The 19329-nt window shown below is 71.5% G+C and carries 15 protein-coding genes; 5 read left to right on the forward strand and 10 right to left on the reverse strand.

Annotated elements, in window-relative coordinates:
- Positions 1-81: 81 nt before the first annotated feature.
- The 10 genes from ACZ3YL_RS26480 to ACZ3YL_RS26525 form a co-directional block, all read right to left on the reverse strand.
- Positions 82-300: a hypothetical protein gene (locus tag ACZ3YL_RS26480; RefSeq protein ID WP_188302760.1), complete on the reverse strand. Its 219-nt coding sequence runs from the start codon at positions 298-300 to the stop codon at positions 82-84.
- Between the two features lie 115 nt (positions 301-415).
- Positions 416-1195 carry a hypothetical protein gene (locus tag ACZ3YL_RS26485; protein WP_465660076.1) on the reverse strand — a complete coding sequence of 260 codons (780 nt, stop codon included), beginning with the start codon at positions 1193-1195 and terminating at the stop codon, positions 416-418.
- Positions 1192-1722, reverse strand: a complete 531-nt coding sequence (locus ACZ3YL_RS26490; RefSeq protein ID WP_465660077.1) for a SigE family RNA polymerase sigma factor — start codon at positions 1720-1722, stop codon at positions 1192-1194. Before ACZ3YL_RS26490 ends, ACZ3YL_RS26485 begins: the two co-directional genes overlap by 4 nt.
- Before the next feature lie 350 nt (positions 1723-2072).
- Positions 2073-3308 carry a multiple monosaccharide ABC transporter permease gene (gene mmsB, locus ACZ3YL_RS26495; protein WP_188307694.1) on the reverse strand — a complete coding sequence of 412 codons (1236 nt, stop codon included), beginning with the start codon at positions 3306-3308 and terminating at the stop codon, positions 2073-2075.
- A 3-nt stretch (positions 3309-3311) separates the two neighbouring features.
- Positions 3312-4859, reverse strand: a complete 1548-nt coding sequence (mmsA, locus tag ACZ3YL_RS26500; RefSeq protein WP_465660078.1) for a multiple monosaccharide ABC transporter ATP-binding protein — start codon at positions 4857-4859, stop codon at positions 3312-3314.
- A gap of 115 nt (positions 4860-4974) precedes the next feature.
- On the reverse strand, positions 4975-6069 hold the full coding sequence (gene chvE / locus ACZ3YL_RS26505) for a multiple monosaccharide ABC transporter substrate-binding protein (RefSeq protein WP_188307696.1): 1095 nt from the start codon (positions 6067-6069) through the stop codon (positions 4975-4977).
- Positions 6070-6476: 407 nt separating this feature from the next.
- Positions 6477-7529 (reverse strand): LysR family transcriptional regulator, encoded by a 1053-nt coding sequence (locus ACZ3YL_RS26510; RefSeq protein WP_465660079.1) that lies wholly within the window; start codon positions 7527-7529, stop codon positions 6477-6479.
- A gap of 624 nt (positions 7530-8153) precedes the next feature.
- Positions 8154-9158 (reverse strand): ABC transporter permease, encoded by a 1005-nt coding sequence (locus ACZ3YL_RS26515; protein ID WP_188307698.1) that lies wholly within the window; start codon positions 9156-9158, stop codon positions 8154-8156.
- The gene (locus tag ACZ3YL_RS26520; protein WP_317621304.1) at positions 9155-10663 is read right to left on the reverse strand and encodes a sugar ABC transporter ATP-binding protein; all 1509 of its coding nucleotides are present in this window, start codon (positions 10661-10663) and stop codon (positions 9155-9157) included. The genes ACZ3YL_RS26515 and ACZ3YL_RS26520 overlap by 4 nt, the downstream gene beginning before the upstream one ends.
- 44 nt (positions 10664-10707) lie before the next feature.
- Positions 10708-11850 (reverse strand): substrate-binding domain-containing protein, encoded by a 1143-nt coding sequence (locus tag ACZ3YL_RS26525; protein ID WP_465660080.1) that lies wholly within the window; start codon positions 11848-11850, stop codon positions 10708-10710.
- A 351-nt stretch (positions 11851-12201) separates the two neighbouring features.
- Here ACZ3YL_RS26525 and ACZ3YL_RS26530 point away from each other — a divergent pair, with 351 nt between their 5' ends.
- The 5 genes from ACZ3YL_RS26530 to araA all read left to right on the forward strand — a co-directional run bounded on the left by ACZ3YL_RS26530 (position 12202) and on the right by araA (position 19312).
- Positions 12202-13686, forward strand: coding sequence for an arabinofuranosidase catalytic domain-containing protein (locus ACZ3YL_RS26530; protein WP_465660081.1), 1485 nt, complete (start codon positions 12202-12204; stop codon positions 13684-13686).
- Between the two features lie 441 nt (positions 13687-14127).
- Positions 14128-15117, forward strand: coding sequence for a LacI family DNA-binding transcriptional regulator (locus ACZ3YL_RS26535; protein WP_465660167.1), 990 nt, complete (start codon positions 14128-14130; stop codon positions 15115-15117).
- Between the two features lie 303 nt (positions 15118-15420).
- A complete protein-coding gene (locus ACZ3YL_RS26540; RefSeq protein WP_465660082.1) occupies positions 15421-17127 on the forward strand; it encodes a ribulokinase in 1707 nt (568 codons plus the stop codon).
- Positions 17124-17792: an L-ribulose-5-phosphate 4-epimerase gene (locus tag ACZ3YL_RS26545; RefSeq protein ID WP_465660083.1), complete on the forward strand. Its 669-nt coding sequence runs from the start codon at positions 17124-17126 to the stop codon at positions 17790-17792. Before ACZ3YL_RS26540 ends, ACZ3YL_RS26545 begins: the two co-directional genes overlap by 4 nt.
- Positions 17793-17803: 11 nt before the next feature.
- Positions 17804-19312, forward strand: coding sequence for an L-arabinose isomerase (gene araA, locus ACZ3YL_RS26550; RefSeq protein WP_188307704.1), 1509 nt, complete (start codon positions 17804-17806; stop codon positions 19310-19312).
- Positions 19313-19329: the final 17 nt, after the last annotated feature.

The raw sequence follows: 19329 nt of genomic DNA on the forward strand, positions 1-19329 counted from the left end.
CGCCCGCGGATCCAGTCACCCCGTGCGGAGGTGCCGCCGTGTCGGGATCCCGACACGGCGCCACCTCCGCGTGGCACCCGATCAGGTCTGACCGGACAGGGCGGGGATCAGCCGCACGGCCTCCGGGGCGTTGGCGTTGAGCCGCTCGGTCCAGGTGGTCAGCGCGGTCCGGCAGGCGCGTCCGGCGATGCCGCTGAAGGCGGAAGACCGGTGACCTGTTTGCGATGCGACCCTTCGACGCCGCACATGCATGGTCGGCGGCGCGTGGAGGCGGTCACCGCCTCCGTTCTCGACCTTCACCCGGGGTGAAGCGATTGCCGGTGGCGGTCAATGACCTCCCGGTTTCACGTACACGTTGTTCGAATAGCGGGCACCGTCCTCTCCGAGGGGAAGAGCGTGCCCGACCCGTCGTCGGCTACCGGGCCGACGTGAAACCGCCCGCGACCGAGGCGCCGCCGCCCGCCGACTGGGCCTCCACGCGGTAGCCGTCGCCGGCGGCGCTGCGCACCCCGGTGGCGTGGTTGTACTGGCCGGCGAACTCGTGCTGCCCCGCCGGTACCGTACGGCCCGGCTTGAGCGTCCAGCGGTAGACCAGCGCGCCGCCGGACTCCTGGACGGTGACGCTGAAGTCGTCGCCCGGCAGGGTCTGCCAGGTGCCGGTGTTCCGTACGTCGCCGGTCTGGGCGGTGCGCAGTTCCACGGTGAGTGCGGTGAGCGGCTGGGTGGTCTTGAGGGTGAGGTTGTTCTGCCCCCAGTAGACGGTGCTGTGCGAGTCGATCGATCCCTCGGACCACAGCGGTCCGTTCTGCGCCCGGCTGCTCGCCGACGGGGTCGGGTGCGGACTGGGCGGGGCGGTGGCTGCCGGGGCCGGTGGCTGGGCGGTGGCGGCGGGGGGAGCCGACGGCTTCGGCGTCGACGTGGCCGTCGGGGAGGGGGTGGCGGGAGCGGTGGTCGCGGGCTCCGGCGGCGGTGGGGTCCGGACGATGCCGGCCACGGCGAGACCGCCGGTGGCCAGGATGCCGGCGGCGGCGAGGCCGGCGAGCGCGGCCTTGGGCCACGACCTCAGGCCCGAGCGCGTGCGGTGGCGGGCGGCGGGGCCGGCCGCGCCGCGCTGTACGCGGGCCAGCATCCGTGCGCGGTCGGGCTGGTGGGCCTCGGCCGCCTCGCGCAGCTGCCGGGTGATGTGCTCGTTCATCGGTTCCTCCTTCCTGTCGCCAGTTCGCCGACCGCTCGTGCGCCGAGCAGGTGTTCCAGCTCGGCCATGCCCTTCGAGGTCTGGCTCTTCACCGTACCGACCGATATGCCCAGCGCCGCCGCGGTGTCCTTCTCCGAGAGGTCGAAGGCGTGCCGCAGGATCACGCAGGCCCGCTTGCGGAACGGCAGCCGGGCGAGCGCCGCGCGCACGTCCAGGACGGCCGCCACGTCGGGTCCCGAGGTCCTCCCCGGGGTGCGGGACCAGAACAGCAGGACCCGGCGCCGCTCGCGGACGGCGCTGCGGATCCGTTCCCGGGCCATGTTGGCGACCACTCCGCGGGCGTAGGCGAGCGGGTGGTCGGCCGCGCGGAGCCGGTCCCAGCGTTGCCACAGGGCGACCAGGGCGTCCGCGGCGAGGTCGTCGGCCGCGTCCGTCCCGCCGGTCAGGAGATGGGCGAGGCGGGCGAGTTCGGCGTAGTGGCGTTCGAAGAAGTCGTGGAACTCCGCGGACGCGTCATCGAGGAGCATGTCCTCGGTCGCCTCCTCCCTGCAATGTGAGCGTTAACAATCGGCCTGAGCGTAGCAGTGCCCGGTCCCGGGGCGGTGCCGTGGTCGCCTCGGACGGAGGCCGGCGAGGGCCGACGGGTGGCCGGCGCTGTCCATGCCGGGCGAACGGGACGCGGGTCGGCTGGACGGCGTTCGCCCGCAACGCGATCCCGTCGACGCTCAGGTGCTCGCCGTAGCGGTCGGTGACCCTGACCGGTCCGCCGCAGCCGCTGCCGTCGGGGGAGAGAAAACCAGTCTGGATCGGGGTGGAAACAGGGCAGGACGGGCCGCAGTGTCGAGACACCGCGGCCCGTCCCCGCCGGGCAGGCTGGTCAGGAACCGGCCCGGCGCTTGTTGTAGACGTCGAAGCCGACGGCGGCGAGCAGCACCAGGCCCTTGATCACCTGCTGGTAGTCGGTGCCGACACCGACCAGCGACATGCCGTTGTTCAGTACGCCCAGCACCAGGCCGCCGATGATCGCGCCGAGGACGGTGCCCACGCCGCCGCTGGCCGAGGCACCGCCGATGAAGGCGGCGGCGATCGCCTCCAGCTCGAAGTTGATGCCGGCCTGCGGGGTGCCCGCGTTGAGCCGTGCGGCGAAGACCAGTCCGGCCAGCGCCGCGAGGACTCCCATGTTGGTGAAGGCCAGGAAGACGACCCGCTTGCTCTTCACCCCGGAGAGCCTGGCCGCCGGCTCGTTGCCGCCGATGGCGTAGGTGTGCCGGCCGATGATCGAGTTGCGCATCAGGTAGCCGAAGCCGACCAGCAGGGCGCCGAGGATCAGCAGGACGATCGGCACCCCGTGGTAGCTGGCCAGCAGCAGCGTGAAGACGACCACGGCCGCCGTGATCACGGCGAGCTTGACGACGAACAGCCCGAGCGGGAGCACCTCCAGCCCGAACGAGGCGGTCTGCCGCCGCCCGCGCAGCTCCTGGAGGATCGCGACGGCCAGCACCGCGAGACCGAGCAGCAGGGTGAGGTTGTGGTAGTTGGTGTGCGGTCCGACCTCGGGGAGGAAGCCGCTGCTGATGCTCTGGAAGCCCTTGGGGAACGGCGCGACCGACTGGCCCTGCAGCAGGATCTGGGTGCCGCCGCGGAACAGCAGCATGCCCGCCAGGGTGACGATGAACGACGGGATCCCGAGGTAGGCGATCCAGAAGCCCTGCCAGGCCCCGGCGAGGGCCCCGATCACCAGCGCGGCGAGCATCGCCACCGGCCACGGCAGGTGGTGCTCGACCATCATCACCGCGGCGGCGGCCCCGACGAAGGCGGCCAGGGAGCCGACCGACAGGTCGATGTGCCCGGCGATGATGACGATCATCATGCCGATCGCCAGGATGAGGATGTAGCCGTTCTGCTGGATCAGGTTGGTGATGTTGAGCGGCTGGAGCAGGATGCCGTCGGTCCAGATCTGGAACAGCAGCACGATCAACGCCAACGCGACGAGCATGCCGTACTGGCGCACGTTGCCACGCAGCGCGCGGGCCAGTGCGGAGCCGACGGACTGGCCGGGGCCGGCCTCCGGGCCGCTCTGGGTGGAGTCCGGGATGATCTCGGTCTGGGCCATGCCTTACACCTGTTCGCTGCTGGATGCGGCGCTCATGGTCATGAGCCGCATGAGGGATTCCTGGGTGGCGGTGGCGCGCTCGACCTCACCGGTGATCCGGCCTTCGGCCATGGTGTAGATCCGGTCGCACAGGCCCAGGAGTTCGGGGAGTTCGGACGAGATGACGAGTACGGCCTTGCCCTGGGCGGCGAGTTCGGCGATGACGGTGTAGATCTCCGCCTTGGCGCCGATGTCGATGCCCCGGGTGGGCTCGTCGAGGATCAGCACCTCCGGCTCGGCGAAGATCCACTTGCTGAGGACGACCTTCTGCTGGTTGCCGCCGCTGAGCGTGCCGGTCCGAGTGAACACCGTCGGGGCCTTGATGTTCATGGTCCGCCGGAACGATTCGGCGACCTTGCTCTCCTCGTGCCGGTCGACCCGGCCGTACCGGGCGACCTTGCCGAGCGCGCTCAGCGAGATGTTCCGGCTGATGTCGTCGATGAGGTTGAGGCCGAGCTGCTTGCGGTCCTCGGTGACGTAGGCGATGCCGTGCCCGATCGCCTCCGGCACCGTCCGGGTGTGGACCTCCCGGCCGTGCAGCAGCACCCGGCCGCCGGCCCAGCGCCCGTACGAGCGGCCGAAGACGCTCATCGCGAGTTCCGTGCGGCCGGCGCCCATCAGCCCGGCGATGCCGACGATCTCGCCGCGCCGCACGTTCAGCGAGACGCCGTCCACCACCGTGCGCTGCTGGTCGATCGGGTGCCGGACGGTCCAGTCCTCGACCTCGAAGGCGACCTCGCCGACCTCGGGGGTGCGTTCGGGGTAGCGGTGCTCCAGGTCCCGGCCGACCATGCCGCGGATGATCCGGTCCTCGGAGATGCCCTCCGGGCCGATCGCGATGGTCTCGATGGTCTGCCCGTCGCGCAGGATGGTGACGGCGTCGGCGACCCGGGCGATCTCGTTCAGCTTGTGCGAGATGACGATGCAGGAGATGCCCTGCGCCTTGAGTTCGAGGATCAGGTCGAGCAGCTTGCGGCTGTCCTCGTCGTTCAGCGCGGCGGTCGGCTCGTCCAGGATGAGCAGCTTGACATCCTTGGCCAACGCCTTGGCGATCTCGACCAGTTGCTGCTTGCCCACACCGAGGTCGGCGACCCTGGTGTGCGGGCTCTCGTCCAGCCCGACCCGGCGCAGCAGGTCGGCGGCGTGGGTGAGCGTCCGGTGCCAGCTGATGATGCCCCGGGTGGCGTGCTCGTTGCCCAGGAAGATGTTCTCGGCGATGGACAGGTACGGCACCAGCGCCAGTTCCTGGTGGATGATGGCGATGCCGCGCTGCTCGCTGGCCCGGATGTCCTTGAACCGGCAGGGCTCGCCCTCGAAGAGGATCTCGCCCTCGTAGCCGCCGTGCGGGTAGACCCCGCTGAGCACCTTCATCAGGGTGGACTTGCCGGCACCGTTCTCGCCGCAGATGGCGTGCACCTCGCCGGCGGCGACGGTCAGGTTGACCTCGGAGAGCGCCTTGACGCCGGGGAACGACTTGCTGATCGACCGCATTTCGAGAACCGGTCCAACCATGGTTGTGCGTCCGTATCGTTCGGGGCGGTGCGGTGGGGGAGCCGCCGGGCTCCCGGGGGAGCCCGGGCTCGGCACCGCCGGTTCGGCACGGGGCCCGCCGAGCGGGCCCCGCAGGCTACTTGAGCTGGTCCGCGGTGTACTGACCGCTGTCGACCAGGATCTTCTGGTAGTTGTCCTTGTCGACACTGACCGGCTGGAGCAGCTGCGCCGGAACGACCTTCACGCCGTTGTTGTACTGGGTGGTGTCGTTGACCTCGGGCTTGCCGCCGGTCAGCAGCGCGTCGCCCATCTGGACCGCCACCTTGGACAGCTGGCGGGTGTCCTTGTAGACGGTCTGGGTCTGTTCGCCCGCGATGATCGACTTCACCGAGGCCAGTTCGGCGTCCTGGCCCGTGACGACGGGCAGCGACTTGGCGGTGCCGTAGCCGACGCCCTTGAGCGAGGACAGGATGCCGATCGAGATGCCGTCGTAGGGCGAGAGCACGGCGTCGACGTGCGCGGTGGTGTAGGCCTTGCTGAGCAGGTTGTCCATCCGGGACTGGGCGACACCGCCGTCCCAGCGCAGCGTGGCGACCTGGTTGAAGTCGGTCTGGCCGCTCTGGACGACCAGCTTCTTCTGGTCGATGTACGGCTTGAGGACGCTCATCGCGCCGTTGAAGAAGAAGTTGGCGTTGTTGTCGTCCGGCGAGCCGGCGAACAGCTCGATGTTGAACGGGCCCTTGCCGTCCTTGAGGCCGAGCTTGTCGACGATGTAGCCGCCCTGGAGGACGCCGACCTTGTAGTTGTCGAAGGTCGCGTAGTAGTCGACGTTCGCGGTGCCCTTGATCAGCCGGTCGTAGGAGATGACCGGGATGTGGGCGTCGGCGGCCTTCTGTAGCACGTTGGTGAGGGAGGAGCCGTCGATGGCGGCGATCACCAGCAGCTTGGCGCCCTTGGTGATCATGTTCTCGACCTGGGAGACCTGGTTCTCCACCACGTTGTCGCCGTACTGCAGGTCGGTCTTGTAGCCCTTGGCCTGGAAGTCCTTGACCATGTTGTTGCCGTCGTCGATCCAGCGTGCCGACGACTTGGTCGGCATCGCGATGCCGATGAGTCCACCCTTGGCGTCGCCCTTGGCGGCGCCGTCCCCTACGCCGTTGCTGCTCTGGCCGCAGGCCGCCAACGAGAGGGTCAGGCCCGCCGCGACAAGGCCCGCTGAAAGCTTCCGCACAGTTCCTCCAGTGATGATGTTCCGCGACCGGCGCAGTGCGCCCGTGACTGGGCGGCTCTGGGCGTGGTCGAGCGGGGCCGGCCGGAGCGGTCCCTCGCGCTGTGGAACGTCGGGGTGGCGGTAGCTCTGGCCTGGCGTGAAATGAAGTGTTAACGCTAACAACCGTGGCGTCAAGGGGCGTGAGATCACCGTTGGGTAGCGGTGCCCCGGCGACACGTCCGCCGGGGTGCGGACGGCCGGAGGGGGCTGTCCGGGAGCGGCGGCCGCCGCAGCACGGTGCCCCGCTTCCCGCCGGGGACCGGGGAGCGGAGCACCTTGCTGCTCCTGGGTCAGCCGGTGGCGAGGGTGTTGCGGACGACCGTGGTCCGGGCGGCGGCCGGGGCGGCGGTGGCGACGGTCAGGGTCGTTCAGGGTGCCGGGTCCGGTTGGCTCTCCAGCGGATCGGGGTCCGTCAGGCGCGGGTGAGGCCGGTGGTCCGGCGACGCAGGAGCACTGTTGTCCCCCAGTCGCGCCGCCGATTCCTCCTGTCGCCGCAGCCACGCCGAGTACACCGGGCTGCGGGCCACCGCGTCGGCGTGCACCGCCCTGGCGTAGCAGAGCACCTCGTCCGCGAGCCCACGCGCCAGCGCGAGCGGACGCCAGCAGAACAGCTGGCGCCAGCTCAACTGCGGTGGGGCCAGGGGAATCGGCACGACGCCAGGGGGTGGCGGGAAGGTCGCCCGGCACAGCGCGGCCGCCCGGTTCGAGCGGACGAGGTGGAGGCACGAGGCCGCGTCGGCCTCGTAGACCGACCGGGGCAGGAAGCCCGCGCGTACGCAGGCGGCTGCGAAGCACTCACCGAAGCAGCTCTCCCCGGGTGGCAGAGCCCAGCGCTCGCCCGCGAGTTGTCCGAGTTCCACCTCCGGCTCCCCTGCCAGCGGATGTTCCTCGGCGAGCAGGACGAACACCGGGTCTGTGGCGATCTCCCGCCATTCCAGCCGCTCGTCTCCCGTGGCCTTCCGGTGTCCGCAGCACCCGGTGAGTGCGAGGTCCAGCCGCCCGTCGAGCACCCGGTCCACCAACTCCGAGGCGGAAGTCGACGATCGGGTGCTCACCACCAGCTCGGGCCGGGCCGTCGTGAGTCGGTCCACCAGTGCGCCCAGGAACGGACCGTGGGTCGCCCCCACGCGCAGTGCGCTGTCCTTGCGCGCAGTGTTCGCGAGGCACCGGGCGTCCTCCTGCAGTTGACGCATCGCGGGCAGCAGTACTCGGCTCCGCTCCAGGACCAGGATGCCCAGCGGGGTCGGTTGTACGCCCTCCCGGCCCCGCTCGAAGAGCCGCCCGCCCACGGCCGCCTCGATCCGTTTCAGCTGGGTGGAGAGCGCCGATTGGGCGAGTCCCAGCCGGTCCGCTGCCTTGGTCACGCTTCCGGCGTCGCCGATGGCCCGGATCATCCTCAGATGACGAAACTCCAGCTCCATGGCGCAAACCTATACGGCAGGTAATGCCTGAGAATAGCTTCCGAAGTGAAGATTCGACGGAGCCCGGTTTCTTGGTCGGAATTCAGCAGAAAAGGGGACCCTTCCGGTCGCCGCCGGGGGGGGAGAGGGGGGCGGCTGCCGACCTCTTCGCGCAGCGGGGGCAGGAGGCTGCGGGAAAGGCAGTGCACGAGACCGGAAGGGTCCTGATCAGGGTCCCGTGCAGCACATTTCATGACGCGCTGTCGGGGGTATTTCGAGGCCGCCGCGGAGTTGTCCCGACTGGCGGCCGGTGCTGACGATAGCACGCATCCGCGATGCGATGTTATCGCTCACATGGACATTCCCCTGCCCCGGGACAGGCCTACCGGGGCGGGTGCCGCGTGCTGCCCCGGAAGGTCGACCCGACTGCCGGGGCACCTCGCCGGCGACGCGTTCCAGCAGGCGGTGGGCGCAGGTCCCGCCACCGGTGCCGGTCATCCGGTCGGCGACGAGCCGACGGGCCTTCGCCGTGTCCTTCTCCCCGCCAGGCGGAGGGGGCGTGCCCCGCCAACCAGGGCCAGGTGAAGGCGAGATGGCGGGGGCGACGGCAGGCCGGAGAGATCGGCAGGGTGCCGAGGAGACGGCTCAGGACCTCCTCGCCACGTGCCTGGCGCGCAGCCGGTCGGCCGTGATGGCCAGGCCGAGGACACAGCCGAGCACGATGTCGGTGTAGTCGGAGTTGACCTGGAGGGTGGTCAGTCCGTTGTTGATCAGCTCCAGCAGGACGGCGCCCGCGACGATTCCCAGGACGCGTCCCTGCCCGCCGGTCAGGCTGACCCCGCCGATGACCGCGGCCGCGATCGCCGAGAGCTCCCAGCCGACGCCGACGCCGCTGGCGGACCCGACTCCCATCCGGCCCAGCACGAGCATCCCGGCGAAAGCCGACACCAGCGAGGAGGCCACGTACATGGAGACCACCCGTCGGTCGCCGCGGATGCCGGCCAGCCTGGCCGCCTCGGGATTGCCGCCGACCGCGTAGACCTGCCGTCCGGCGTAGGTGCGTTCGAGGAAGAACCAGGCGGTGCCGGCGACCACCGCGAACAGCACCAGCGGCACCGGGACTTGGGCCAGGTAGCTCTGGCCGACGTCGCCGAAGAACGGGGAGATGCCGACGATCGAGGTGCCGGAGGTGATGGCCAGGGTCACGCCCTGGGCCACCGTGTAGGTGACCAGTGTGACGACGAACGGCGGCATCCGCAGCCGGGTGACGGCCAGCCCGTGGACCAGGCCGACCAGTCCGGCGACGGCCAGGGTGGCCGGCACCGCCACGCCTGCGGGGAGGCCGGCCCGGACGTCGAACCAGGACATCAGGATCACGCTGGTGCCCATCAGGGCGCCCACCGACAGGTCGATGCCGCCGGTGAGGATGACCAGCGACTCGCCGATCGCGAGGAGCCCGTACTGGGCGAGGTCGGCGCCCATGCCCTGGAGGTTGACCGCGCTCGCGAAGGTGTCACGGGCCAGCGCGAGTGCCGCGAACACGGCGACGCAGGCGAGGACGACACCCACCTCGGGCGTGTCGATCAGGACACGCAGTCGGCTCCGGGCGGCTGCGGCCGTCTCGCGGGCCGGAGCGCTCTCGGTGGTCATGCGGTTTCCTCCGCGCTCGTTGTCGGCCGGCTGGTGGCTGCCGTCATGATCCGTTCCTTTTCGAACCGGTCGCGCGGCAGATCGGCGACGATCCGTCCTCGGGCCATCACGAGGATCCGGTGGCAGATCCACAGCAGTTCCTCCAGTTCGGATGAGGCGGCCAGGACGGCGAGACCGTCCGCCGCGGCCCGGTCGACGAGCCGGTAGATCTCGGCCTTGGCGCCCACGTCGACGCCGCGGGTCGGCTCGTCGAGCAGCAGCACCTCGGGGGCGGCGTGCAGCCACCGCCCGAACACGACCTTCTGCTGGTTGCCACCGGACAGGTCTCCGATCGGCTGTTCCTGGCTGTGCAGCCGCACCCCCAGGGCGTCGACGATCCGGCGGGAGCGCGCCCGGTCGCCCCCTGGGGTGAGCACGCCGTGCCAGGAGTCGCGCCGCAGGGTGGCCAGCGTGGCGTTCCACCGCACCGGGTGCGACAGCAGCAGGGCCTGCTCCTTGCGGTCCTCCGGCACCAGACCGATGCCCGCCGCGACCGCGTCGGCGGGATGGCGCGGGCGGAACCGGCGCCCGCCCAGTGCGACCTCGCCCCCGGTGCTGGGCTGCGCGCCCATCAGGGTGTGCAGCAACCGGCTGCGGCCCGAGCCCATCAGGCCGGCCACCCCGACGATCTCACCGGCCCGCAGGTCCAGGTCGACCGGGCCGAGGCCGGCCGCGGTCAGCCCCCGGGCGGTCAGGACGGTGCGGGCCGCGGCGGGGACGGGGCGGACGGTGATGTCGCGGGCGAGTTCGCCGCCGACCATCTCGCGGATCATCCGCACGTCGGTGGCCTCGGCCGGGCGGAGGTCCGCGACCAGACGGCCGCCGCGCAGCACCAGCACGCGGTCGGCGATGTCCCGCACCTCGTCCAGCCGATGGCCGATGAACAGCACCGCGCCGCCGTTCGCGGCCTGCCGCCGCGCGAGTGCGAGGACCTTGCCGGCCTCGACCGGCCCCAGCGAGGAGGTCGGCTCGTCCAGGATCAGGACCAGGGGTCGGTTCCCCCAGGCCTTCGCGATCTCGATCATCTGCCGCAGCGGGACGGGCAGCCGCTCCACCGGTCGGTCGACGTCCACGCCCTCGACGCCGATGTCCGCCAGCAGTTCACGGGCCTCGTGCCGGGTGCCGGCGCGGTCGAACAGGGCGCGGCGCAGCGCCCCCGCGCCCTGCGCGGGCCGGGTGCGCCGGCCGAGCAGCAGGTTCTCGGCCACGCTCATCCGGCCGACCAGCGGGAACTCCTGCGCCACCAGGCCGACTCCGAGGGCCTTCGCGTGGTCGGGTCGGCCCGGTTGGAGGGGGTGGTCGGCGACGAGGATCTCGCCGGCGGTGGGGGAGACGGTGCCGGACAGCACGCCCATCAGGGTCGACTTCCCGGCGCCGTTCTCCCCGACCACGCAGGTGATCTGGCCACGCATCAGCTCCAGCTCGGGGATGTCCAGCACGGTGACCGGCCCGTAGCTCTTGCGCACGGCGCGCAGGGTCGCGGCCGGCCGGCCGGGGGTGCCCGCCCCGGTCATCCCGTGCTGCCGAGCTGGGCCTGCTTGGCCCGGAAGGCGGCCAGGTTGTCCGGGGTCACCACGCCCACACCGGAGCTCAGGGTGCTGCCGTCGGACTCCAGGAACGGCTTCACGACGGCCATGGTGGCGTCCTTGCCGAGCACCTTGAGGGCGGCCAGCAGGTAGGCGCCGGTGTAGCCCTGCTGGTAGGGCGACTGGACGACGGTCGCCTGGATGACGCCCTGCTGGATGAACGCCAGGGTCTGGGCGTCGCTGTCGTCCGAGATCACCTTGACCTTTCCGGTCCTGCCTGCGGCCTGCACCGCCTGCGCGGCCGACGGGCCGTCGTAGGAGTAGACGCCGTAGAGGCCGGTCACCCCCGGGTCGGTCTGGATCGCGGTCTGCGCGTTGGTCAGGGCCTTGGCCGCGTCCATGGTGTCGGCGAGCTTGTTGGACACCGTGACGTCGGAGCCCTTGAGCGCGTCCTCGAAGCCCTGGATGCGTTCGACGGCGTTGGAGGCGGTGAGCGAGCCGACCAGCACCACGACCTTTCCCCGGCCGCCGAGGGCGGTCCTCATCGCCTCGCCCGCCCGTTTTCCGGCCTGGTAGTTGGGCGTGCCGAGGTAGAGTGCGGCGCCGTCCTCGGCGGGCAGTGGCGAGTCGATCGCGAGGACCGGGATCCCCGCCGCACCAGCCGACTGGATCGGCGACTTGACGGCCGTCGGATCGATCGCGGAGAGCGAGAAGGCGGAGATGTCCTGGCCGCGCAGGGTCTGGAGGATGGACAGCTGCTGGTCGAGCCGCCCGTTCGCCGGGGCCTGGAAGGTGCCCTTGGCGCCGAGGTCGGCGAGGCCCTTGGTGAAGCCGGCCTTTCCGGCGTTCCAGTAGTCCACGGCGACGTTGACGACCATGGCCAGGTCCAGCTGCGACAGGTCCTTGCCCTGGAGCGCGGTCTTGAGGGCGGCGTCGAGGCGCGTCAGGTTGTCGTCGTTGAAGGTGATGTCGCCCTGGATCGCGGGTGCGGCGGCCGAGGAGGCTCCGGTGGAGGTGCCGGAGTCACCGGCGCCCTGCTTGCTGCAGCCGACGGCCAGCGCCAGGACGGCGATCGCGGCGGAGGTGAGGCGGGTGGCTCTGGAGGGCCTGCGGGAGGGTGCGCGCATGGGGTGGTTCCTCTCGATCGCTGCCGATGGGTGGGGGAGCAGGTGAAAGGCGTGGACGCGGCGAACCGGACGCGGGTGCGCCGGTGTGGAGTGTGAGCGCTCACATTGCTCGGCGTCAACCACCGTGCGTCAAGCGGAAGGTGGCGGCCCTGACGGGCGATCAGTCCTCGACCGGCCCTTCCGTCACGGGTTCTGTCGAAAGCCTTGACGGGACACGGCCGGTGCGGGCACTGTCACCGGTCCGGGAACCCCCACCCCCACCCCCGCCCCGGCCGCAGCCTGCTGTCGTGGGCTGGATTGTTAGCGCTCACACTTCTCTGGCCGCGCTCAACGGATGAGCAGGGAGCACCCATGAGTGACAACAACAGGACAACCCGTCGAAGCGGTGCGCTGCGCCGCCTCGCCCGGGCCGGGACGGCCCTCGCCGTCCTGGTCGGCGCCCTGGCCGGTGCCACCGCGACGGGCGGCGTGGCCCAGGCCGCCACCCAGGGCCCGTGCGACCTCTACGCCGCCGGCGGCACGCCCTGCGTGGCCGCGCACAGCACCACCCGCGCGCTGTACTCCGGGTACGGCGGGCCGCTGTACCAGGTCCGGCGGGCGTCGGACCAGGCGCTCCGGAACATCGGGGCGCTGAGTGCCGGCGGCTACGCCGACGCCGCCGCCCAGGACGCCTTCTGCGCCGGTACCGCCTGCGTGATCACCGTGATCTACGACCAGAGCGGTCGGGGCAACCACCTGACCCAGGCGCCCGGCGGCGGGGCCGCACCCGGCCCGGACAACCTCGCGGACGCCGCGCTCGCGCCCACCACGCTGAACGGGCACCGGGCCTACGGCGTCTACGTGGCGCCCGGCACCGGCTACCGCGACAACCACACCTCGGGCGTCGCGACCGGGGACCAGCCCGAGGGGATGTACGCGATCCTCGACGGGACCCACGACAACGGCGGCTGCTGCTTCGACTACGGCAACGCCGAGACCAGCAGCACCGACACCGGCAACGGTCACATGGAAGCCATCTACTTCGGCAACATCAAGGTCTGGGGCTACGGCACCGGACCGGGCCCCTGGGTGATGGCCGACCTGGAGAACGGTCTGTTCTCCGGGGTCGACGCCGGCTACAACGCCGACGACCCGACCGTGAACCACCGCTACCTGACGGCCATGGTCAAGGGCGCGCCGAACCAGTGGGCGATCCGCGCCGGCGACGCCCAGTCCGGGGGGCTGTCGACCTTCTACTCCGGTCCGCGTCCGAACGTGGCCGGGTACCACCCGATGCACAAGGAGGGCGCGATCATCCTCGGCATCGGCGGCGACAACAGCAAGAGTGCCCGGGGCACCTTCTATGAGGGCGTGATGACCTCCGGCTACCCGTCGGAAGCCACCGAGAACGCGGTGCAGGCCAACATCGTCGCCGCCGGTTACGCCAACTCCCCGGCAGCGGCCACGGGGGCGCTGCGCGGCGCCGGCTCGGACAAGTGCCTGGACGTGCCCAACGCCTCCACCATGCCCGGGACCCAGACGCAGATCCACAGCTGCTCCGGAGGCGCGAACCAGACCTGGACCCGCACCGACGACGGCCGGCTCACGGTGAACGTCTCCGGTACCACGCTGTGTCTGGACGCGTACGGCGGCGCGACGGCCGACGGCACCAAGGTGGTGACCTGGCCGTGCAACGGCGGCGCCAACCAGCAGTGGCGGTTCAACTCCGACGGCAGCGTCAGCGGCGTGCCGTCCGGCCGGTGCCTGGACGTCGCCGGGGCGGCCACCGCCGACGCCACGCCCGTCCAGCTGTGGAGCTGCTGGGGCGGCGGAAACCAGCGGTGGACCCTCGGGTAGCGCGCACCCCGGCCGGGCCCCGGCTCCGCGCACCTGCGGAGCCGGGGCCCGGCCGCCGTCGGGGCCGGGGGGGTGCGGCCCCGACGCGTGCGTCGGGGGCTGGGCCGGCGAGGTCCCGCGAGGCCGAGGACGGCATGGCGTTCAGCGCCCCGGTCCCGGCCGGCCGGTACGCGCTCCGTGCTGAACGCCTCACTGACCGCTGCCGGCCGCGCGGGCCACGGGCGGACGATCTCGGCAAGCACCCCCGTGGAGCGCGTGTGAGCGTTAACTTGGCGGTATCGGCACATGTGGACGCCCCGGGGGACTGGTATGAAGAGAGGCCGTCTGTTGAACCGAGGGTGACGGATTGGACTGGACCTGGTCGCGTACTGTGGTCCACAACCGAGGAGGGGACTGCGAGTGGGAACCGACAGCACCGGGACTGAACAGCGCCAGCCCGTAATGGCGGACGTGGCGAAACTGGCGGGTGTGTCCCACCAGACGGTGTCCCGGGTGCTCAACGGAGCCCCGCACGTCCGGCCCGACACCCGGGACAGGGTGCTGGCGGCCATACGGGAGTTGGACTACCGGCCCAACTCCGCCGCCCGGGCGCTGGTCACCCGCCGCTCGCAGACGCTCGGGGTGGTGAGCTTCGACTCGACCCTCTACGGCCCCGCCTCGATGCTGGACGGCATCGAGCGGGCCGCGCGCAGCGCCGGGTACTTCGTGAGCGTCGCCAGCTTGCGCTCCCTGGACGGCCGTTCGATCCAGGAGGCCGTCGACCGGCTGCGCGACCAGGGGGTGGAGGGCGTCATGGTGATAGCGCCGCAGACCTCCACCGTCAGCGCGGTGGCCCGGCTCTCCAGCTCCGTGCCGGTGGTCGCGGTCGGTTCGGGCAACCAGACCCAGGTGCCCATGGTGTCGGTGGGCAACCGCTCCGGCGCGGAGGCGGCCACCGGGCACCTGCTCGACCTGGGGCACCGTACGGTGCACCACGTCGCGGGGCCGGCCAACTGGCTGGAGAGCCAGGACCGGGAGGAGGGCTGGCGTCGCACCCTGGAGGCGGCCGGGGCTCCCGTGCCGGACGTGGAGCGCGGTGACTGGAGCGCCCGCTCCGGCTACCAGGCGGGTCTGCGGATCGCCGGACTGGGCAACGTCACCGCCGTGTTCTGCGCCAACGACCACATGGCCCTCGGCCTGCTGCGCGCCCTGCACGAGGCCGGCCGGTCGGTGCCGGGTGACATCAGCGTGGTCGGGTTCGACGACATCCCCGAGGCCGCGTACTTCATTCCGCCGCTGACCACGGTGCGGCAGGACTTCGGCGAACTCGGCCGCAGGGCCCTGGAACTGCTCGTGGATGAGCTGGAGGGCGTGGCGCACCCGCCCAGTCAGGTGCAGATCTCCGCGGAGATGGTGTTGCGGCGCAGCGTGGGCCCCGTCGTCCGGCGCTGAGCCGGTAGCCGGGCCGCAGCGCCCTGAGCACGCGGTTTCGCGGCCTTTCGGCCGTGGACCTCCCTTGACACGGTGATTGTGAGCGTTAACAATCGCCGTGAGCGTCAACAGTGACGCCCCCCACTCCGTCGGCCGAGCCACCGCATCCCGCTTCCGTGTGCCCGGCCGACGGCCAGCCGTTCCGCCCTCCAGAGGGGGAGGCAGCGGAACGAAGCCTGTCGCCGGTGCGGTCCCACCGCCTCGGTCGAGAACCGCACCGGCGACAGTCGACAACGCCACGCCTCCCGTACGAAGGATGAGCAAGTGACCGTGACTCCTGCCGACCCCGACACCGACCAGTACGTCGTCGGGGTCGACTTCGGGACCCTCTCCGGACGCGCCGTGGTGGTCCGGGTCCGGGACGGCGAGGAGCTGGGCACCGCCGTCCACGACTACCCGCACGCCGTCATCGAGCGCGAACTGCCCGGCACCGGCGGGCCGCTCCCGCCCGACTGGGCGCTCCAGCACCCCGAGGACTGGCGCGAGGTGCTGCGCACCGCCGTCCCGGCCGCGCTCGCCGCCGCCGACGTCGACCCGGCCCACGTCATCGGCATCGCCACCGACTTCACCGCCTGCACCGTCCTGCCGGTGCTCACCGACGGCACCCCGCTGGCCGAGACGGACGCCTGGGCCGCCCACCCGCACGCCTGGCCCAAGCTCTGGAAGCACCACGCCGCGCAGCCCCAGGCGGACCGGATCAACGCGCTGGCGCACGCCTGCGGCGAGAAGTGGATCTCCCGGTACGGCGGCCGGATCTCCGCCGAGTGGCAGTACGCCAAGGCGCTCCAGGTGCTGGAGGAGGACCCGGCCGTCTACGCCGCCTGCGAGCGCTGGATCGAGGCCGCCGACTGGATCGTCTGGCAGCTCACCGGCACCGAGAGCCGCAACACCTGCACGGCCGGCTACAAGGGCATCCACCAGGACGGGAGTTACCCGAGCGAGGACTACCTCGCCCTGCTCCACCCGGAGTTCGCGGACTTCGCCCGCACCCGCCTGGAGCACCCGCTCTCCCCGCTCGGCTCCCGGGTCGGCTCGCTCACTGCCCGGGCGGCGGAGTGGACGGGCCTGCCGGAGGGCATCGCCGTCGCCGCCGGCAACGTCGACGCCCACGTGGCCGCACCCGCCGCCCGAGCCGTCGACAACGGCCAACTCCTCGCCATCATGGGCACCTCCACCTGCCACGTCGTCAACGGTGCCACCCTCGCCGACGTCCCCGGCATCTGCGGCGTGGTCGAGGACGGCATCGTCACCGGCTCCTACGGCTACGAGGCCGGCCAGAGCGCCGTCGGCGACATCTTCGCCTGGTGGCTGCGCCAGGGCGTCCCCGCCGACTACCTGGCCGAGGCCGAGGCGACCGGCGAGGACCTGCACCGGCTGCTCACCCGCAAGGCCGCCGCCCAACCCGTCGGCGCGCACGGCCTGGTGGCGCTCGACTGGATGAACGGCAACCGCTCCACCCTGGTCGACCACCACCTGTCCGGCGTCATCGTCGGACTCACCCTGGCCACCCGCCCCGAGGAGATCTACCGCGCCCTGCTGGAGGCCACCGCCTTCGGCACCCGCGTCATCGTCGAGGCCCTGGAGCGGGGCGGCGTCCCCGTCACCGAGTTCATCGTCACCGGCGGCCTCAAGAGGAACGCCCTGCTGATGCAGATCCACGCCGACGTGCTGCGCCGCCCGGTCTCGGTCGCCGAGTCCGAGCAGGGTCCGGCGCTGGGCTCGGCGATCCACGCCGCCGTCGCCGCCGGAGCCTACCCGGACGTACGGGCCGCGGCCGCCGCCATGGGCCGGGTGCACCGGGGCGCCTACCAGCCGGACCCGGCCGCCGCCGACACCTACGACCGGCTCTTCGCCGAATACCGGTCCCTGCACGACCACTTCGGCCTCGGCGCCGACAAACTCCTGCACCGCCTGCGCGACATCCGCAACGCCGCCCTCACCACCCTCACCACACCGAGCGAGGATCTGTGAACGCGACCATCGACCTCATCCGCCGCCAGGTCAGCGACCTCCACCGGGAGCTGGTCCGCTACCACCTGGTGGTCTGGACCGCCGGCAACGTCTCCGCCCGCGTCCCCGGCGAGGACCTCATGGTGATCAAACCCAGCGGCGTCTCCTACGACGAGCTCGCGCCCGAGAACATGATCCTCTGCGACCTGGACGGCACGGTCGTCGAAGGCGAGCACGCACCCTCCTCCGACACCGCCGCGCACGCCTACGTCTACCGCCACCTACCCGAGGTCGGCGGCGTGGTCCACACCCACTCCACCTACGCCTGCGCCTGGGCGGCCCGCGGCGAGGCCGTCCCCTGCGTGCTCACCGCGATGGCCGACGAGTTCGGCGCCGAGATCCCGGTCGGCCCGTTCGCCCTGATCGGCGACGACTCGATCGGCCGCGGCATCGTGGACACCCTCAAGGGCCACCGCTCGCCCGCCGTCCTGATGCAGAACCACGGTGTCTTCACCATCGGCAAGGACGCCACGTCAGCGGTCAAGGCCGCCGTGATGTGCGAGGACGTGGCCCGCACCGTCCACCTCTCCCGTCAGCTCGGCGAACCGCTGCCGATCGCCCAGGCGGACATCGACAGTCTCAACTTCCGCTACCAGAACGTCTACGGCCAGCCCCAGGCCCGGTGAGGAGCCACCCCATGACCAAGCCACTCGAAGGCCGCGAGGTCTGGTTCCTGACCGGCAGCCAAGGGCTCTACGGCGAGGAGACGCTGCGCCAGGTCGCGGAGCAGTCCCAGCGGATCGCCGAAACCCTGAACCGCGACCGCACCCTGCCGGTCGAGGTGGTCTGGAAGCCCGTCCTCACGGACGCGAGCGCCATCCGCCGGATCTGTCTGGAAGCCAACTCCGCGGACGAGTGCATCGGCCTGATCGCCTGGATGCACACCTTCTCCCCGGCCAAGATGTGGATCGCCGGCCTCGACGCCCTGCAGAAGCCGCTGCTCCACCTGCACACCCAGGCCAATGTCGAACTGCCCTGGCAGTCCATCGACATGGACTTCATGAACCTGAACCAGGCCGCCCACGGCGACCGCGAGTTCGGCTACATCCAGTCCCGCCTCGGCCTCGCGCGCAAGACCGTCGCCGGACACGTCGCCGACCCCACCGTGGCCGCCAGGATCGCCGCCTGGGCCCGCGCCGCCGCGGGCCGCGCCGAACTCCGCAGCCTCAAGCTCGCCCGCTTCGGCGACAACATGCGCGACGTCGCCGTCACCGAGGGCGACAAGGTCGAGGCCCAGCGCCGCTTCGGCGTCTCGGTCAACACCTACGGCGTCAACGACCTGGTCGCCGCCGTGGACGCGGCCGGCGAGGGCGAAGTCACCGCGCTCGCCGAGGAGTACGAGGACAGCTACCGCCTCGCGCCCGAACTGCGCGCCGGCGCGGAGCGCCACGACTCGCTGCGCTACGCGGCGCGCATCGAACTCGGCCTGCGCGGCTTCCTGGAACAGGGCGGCTTCAAGGCCTTCACCACCAACTTCGAGGACCTCGGCGGACTGCGCCAGCTGCCCGGCCTCGCCGTGCAGCGGCTGATGGCCGACGGCTACGGCTTCGGCGGCGAGGGCGACTGGAAGACCGCCACCCTGCTGCGCACCCTCAAGGTGACCGGCACCGGACTGCCCGGCGGCACCTCCTTCATGGAGGACTACACCTACCACCTGGAGTGCGGCAGTGAGCTGATCCTCGGTGCCCACATGCTGGAGGTCTGCCCGAGCATCGCCGCGCAGACCCCCTCGTGCGAGATCCACCCGCTGGCCATCGGCGGCCGGGAGGACCCGGTCCGCCTGGTCTTCGACGCCGAACCCGGCCCGGCCGTCGTCGTCGGACTCGCCGACCTCGGTGACCGCTTCCGGCTGGTCGCCAACGAGATCGACGTCGTCCCGTCCCCGGCGCCGCTGCCCAACCTGCCCGTCGCCCGTGCCGTCTGGAGGCCGCGACCGGACCTGCCGACCTCCGCCGAGGCCTGGCTGACCGCCGGAGGGCCGCACCACACCGTGCTCTCCGGTGCGGTCGGCACCGAGGAGCTGGACGACCTCGCCGAGATGCTCGGCGTGGAACTCCTGGTGATCGACGACGACACCACGATGCGCCGCTTCACCAAGGAACTGCGCTGGAACCAGGCCTACCACCGGCTGGCCCAGGGCTTCTGACCCCGATGAGCCCGTAC

The sequence above is a fragment of the Kitasatospora sp. NPDC023176 genome (genome assembly GCF_055560495.1).

What these genes read in the sequence shown, in the direction of transcription:
- araA (WP_188307704.1), top strand. Translation starts at nt 17,804, where the DNA reads ATGACCAAGCCACTCGAAGGCCGCGAGGTCTGGTTCCTGACCGGCAGC.
- ACZ3YL_RS26525 (WP_465660080.1), bottom strand. Translation starts at nt 11,850, where the DNA reads ATGCGCGCACCCTCCCGCAGGCCCTCCAGAGCCACCCGCCTCACCTCC.
- ACZ3YL_RS26490 (WP_465660077.1), bottom strand. Translation starts at nt 1,722, where the DNA reads ATGCTCCTCGATGACGCGTCCGCGGAGTTCCACGACTTCTTCGAACGC.
- mmsA (WP_465660078.1), bottom strand. Translation starts at nt 4,859, where the DNA reads ATGGTTGGACCGGTTCTCGAAATGCGGTCGATCAGCAAGTCGTTCCCC.
- ACZ3YL_RS26535 (WP_465660167.1), top strand. Translation starts at nt 14,128, where the DNA reads ATGGCGGACGTGGCGAAACTGGCGGGTGTGTCCCACCAGACGGTGTCC.
- ACZ3YL_RS26530 (WP_465660081.1), top strand. Translation starts at nt 12,202, where the DNA reads ATGAGTGACAACAACAGGACAACCCGTCGAAGCGGTGCGCTGCGCCGC.
- ACZ3YL_RS26485 (WP_465660076.1), bottom strand. Translation starts at nt 1,195, where the DNA reads ATGAACGAGCACATCACCCGGCAGCTGCGCGAGGCGGCCGAGGCCCAC.
- mmsB (WP_188307694.1), bottom strand. Translation starts at nt 3,308, where the DNA reads ATGGCCCAGACCGAGATCATCCCGGACTCCACCCAGAGCGGCCCGGAG.
- ACZ3YL_RS26510 (WP_465660079.1), bottom strand. Translation starts at nt 7,529, where the DNA reads ATGGAGCTGGAGTTTCGTCATCTGAGGATGATCCGGGCCATCGGCGAC.
- ACZ3YL_RS26515 (WP_188307698.1), bottom strand. Translation starts at nt 9,158, where the DNA reads ATGACCACCGAGAGCGCTCCGGCCCGCGAGACGGCCGCAGCCGCCCGG.